Origin of the sequence: Thauera sp. WH-1 (genome assembly GCF_047806685.1) — a bacterium.
GTDB lineage: Bacteria > Pseudomonadota > Gammaproteobacteria > Burkholderiales > Rhodocyclaceae > Thauera.
The window spans coordinates 1-2,850 of record NZ_JBLQGP010000056.1 but is presented as its reverse complement, the minus strand read 5'-3'; the positions used below and the strand labels follow the sequence as shown (position 1 = coordinate 2,850).

Genomic DNA, 2,850 nt, shown 5'->3' with positions numbered 1-2,850 from the left:
CGCTCGCGACATCCTGCAGAAGGTCATCCGCGCAAACAGCCGCTTAAGTTCCAAACAAAATGCAGCACTACACTAGTGCGTGAGGGACTGCATCAGCTGTCCGGGTGTGCAGGTGACAGCCTGTGGAAACCGGGGTTCGGCGTGGGCGATGTCAGAGATGTTGTGGGTAACGATGGTGCACGGCCAAGCGGCGACCGCAATTTCGAGCACGAAGTTGTCGCCTTCGTCGCGGAGATTCGGTCTCCACAGGTAGCGCACATCGATTTCGGTTGCGACGGCGACAAGGTGCGCGAGAACAAGCTCGATCTCGTCGAAGCTCAACTGCGTTGCAGCGAGGATCTCGGGGCGGCTCAGCACATCGCGATACTCGAGTACGAGTTTTTGATGAACAACAACGGGTAGTTCGCCCTGTAGCGCCCTGCGCAGCAACGCATTGCTTGCGCCATGACGAGACCGAAGGGCTGCGACGATTACGTTGGTGTCGAGCAGGTAGCGCATGGAGGGAATGATATCAATATTGATGTCATTGCAGGTGGCCTTCCATGACTTCGAGCGGGAGCGTGCGTCGGCGGCCGGGGGTGTTTCGTGTGCTGATCCCCAGCGCCCGGCGCCCTCGTGCGCCTGAAACGTCACGACCGACGGCGGTAAGGCGCGGCGGTCGTGATGTGAAGGTGGGGGTCAAAGCCCACCGCTCGATGCTCCGGTTGCCATTGACGGAAACCGGGCAGAGGCTGGTCAGGCTGCGGCAGGTTCGCGCAGCGGGTAGGGCTGAATCAGCACGTCCGCCGGTAGGCCGAGGCCGGACGACAGGCGGCGGATCATGCCGATGGACAAGGGGCGCGTGCGGTTCATGATGTCGGCCACCCGGCCGCGCGGGCCGATGTACGGCTCCAGGTCTTTCCGGGTCAGCCCTCGCGAGTCCATGACGTACTCGAGGAAGTCGATCGGATCGGGCGCTTCGATCGGAAAGCGTGCAGTTTCATAGGCCTCGACGAGCATGACGAGCACTTCCAGGCGGTCCGCCTCTGCGCTGCCCTCGGGCGCGTCCCACAAGCGCTCGACCTCGGCCAGTGCGTCGGCATGCTCGGCATCGGTGCGGATAGGCTTCAGTTCCATGGCAGGCATTCTCCTAGATGGTCTCAGCGTCGATCTTGTCGTACTCGGCATGGATACCAACGAACCGGATGAACATCGTGGTTGACGTGTATCTCACTGCCACCACGAGACGGTAGTCATTGCCTTTGATGTTGAAGACCACCCGGTTGTTCGGCAGAAAGCTGGCATTTCGGTGTGCGGTCTTGATGTCTGCCGGCGTACGCCAAGTGGCGCGGTTCGCCTCTGCATACCAGCCACGCAAGGGCGTTTCGGCACGTGGGTGCCTTTCCCAGAAAGCGCGCAAGGTTCGAAGTGCGATGATGTGCATGACGAAAGCTAGCATGCTACCGTTTTGGTAGCAAGTATTCGCACTGTGTTGTTGCGCGCGGAGGGGCGCGGAGAGGGGCGGAGGGTCAGGTCTTTCATTTGCTCATCGCCTGCCTTGACGCCTTTGTCGCGCTTAAGCTGGTGGCGCATGATCGCGCTGCCTTGATCTTGGTCAGGGCTGCTTACCCGATCGGGCTGCAACCATCTTCAAAGAGTGGATCACCGATGCATTGGATTCTCTGTTCCAGGGCTACCGACCTTGAGAGGGCGAGCAACCGGCCGCCTGTCTCCTGCTGCGGCGCTGGCGGCTTCGGGCCTGAGACACGCCACGACCGCCCGCGGTGTCGTGCGGCGGTTGTAGGTGGGTCGGGCCTTGCCAGGGGATCGGGCTACGCCGAACACGCCACGCCGGCCTCGAAGTACACATCCGCGATCGGCATCTGCAGTTCCACACTCGCGAATTCGACCGCGTCACCGGGTTCGAAGGTGATGATGTCCCAGCCGATGTCGCCGCGGCGGCGGTAGAACTCAACCTTTCATTCGTCCTGGCTGACCATCGCGTACTCCTTGAGACTGGGGAGCGTGCGGTAGGCGCGAAGCTTTTCGCGGCGGTCGATGCCCTCGGTGGAGGGCGAGAGCACTTCGATGATGAGCGCCCGGCTGTCGACCAGTTGTGTCTCGGCGTCGAGCTCGAGCAGCCGGGATTCGCAGGTCACCATCACGTCGGGGTAGAAGTAGCTGCGCTCCTTCTTCAGGTACAGCTTCACGCCTTCCATGAGGGCGCGGCAGGGCGTGCCGCGCAGGTGGGTGCGCAGGGCGGTGTAGAGGTTGCCTGCGATGATGTTGTGGCGGACGCTCGCCCCGGTCATGGCGAAGATTTCGCCGGCGACGTATTCGTAGCGAACGGGGGAGCGGGCCTCGAGCGCCAGGTATTCGCTTTCGTCCAGCGGTTTGTAGGCTTGTGTCCGCATCGTCTCTTTCTCATATCTTCCGGGTGGCTCAGCGCGGGCCCCGGTCTTGCGCTACACGGTCGGGGGCGGCTCAGTCCGCGTTGCGGAACACGCGCTGCCAGGGGATGGTGACGTCGAGGCTCTGCAACTCCAGCGCTTGTTCGGGGGCGATATCCTGCAACTCCCAGCGCTCGCCCTGGCGTCGGTAGTGCTCGATGCGGCGCAGGTCGGGGTCGATGAGGACGAAGTCCTGCAGCGACGCGAGGCGGCGGTAGGCAGCGAACTCCTCGCCGCGGTCGTAGGCGGCGGTGGCCGGCGAGAGCACCTCGACGATCAGCGTCGGTGCGCGCATGAACTGGTCGGCGCGGTGGTCCGCGGGGTCGCAGGTGACGAGGACGTCGGGCAGGGCCATCGCACTCGAAAGTCATAACGGATGAATCCCCAGCATTTTCATACGGATATCGTCATCCCAAGCCGC

Annotated in this window: 5 protein-coding genes; all 5 read right to left on the bottom strand. The window is 62.8% G+C overall.

Annotation, left to right across the window (positions count from 1 at the left end; translation table 11 throughout):
• Positions 1–72: 72 nt before the first annotated feature.
• The gene (locus ACMV5O_RS21230) at positions 73–633 is read right to left on the bottom strand and encodes a putative toxin-antitoxin system toxin component, PIN family (protein WP_416165301.1); all 561 of its coding nucleotides are present in this window, start codon (positions 631–633) and stop codon (positions 73–75) included.
• A 102-nt stretch (positions 634–735) separates the two neighbouring features.
• Positions 736–1,116, bottom strand: a complete 381-nt coding sequence (locus ACMV5O_RS21225) for a helix-turn-helix domain-containing protein (RefSeq protein WP_416165300.1) — start codon at positions 1,114–1,116, stop codon at positions 736–738.
• Between the two features lie 13 nt (positions 1,117–1,129).
• Positions 1,130–1,423 (bottom strand): type II toxin-antitoxin system HigB family toxin, encoded by a 294-nt coding sequence (locus ACMV5O_RS21220; protein WP_416165299.1) that lies wholly within the window; start codon positions 1,421–1,423, stop codon positions 1,130–1,132.
• A gap of 535 nt (positions 1,424–1,958) precedes the next feature.
• The gene (locus ACMV5O_RS21215) at positions 1,959–2,393 is read right to left on the bottom strand and encodes a Uma2 family endonuclease (protein ID WP_416165298.1); all 435 of its coding nucleotides are present in this window, start codon (positions 2,391–2,393) and stop codon (positions 1,959–1,961) included.
• A gap of 70 nt (positions 2,394–2,463) precedes the next feature.
• Positions 2,464–2,784, bottom strand: coding sequence for a Uma2 family endonuclease (locus ACMV5O_RS21210; protein WP_416165297.1), 321 nt, complete (start codon positions 2,782–2,784; stop codon positions 2,464–2,466).
• Between the last annotated feature and the right edge of the window lie 66 nt (positions 2,785–2,850).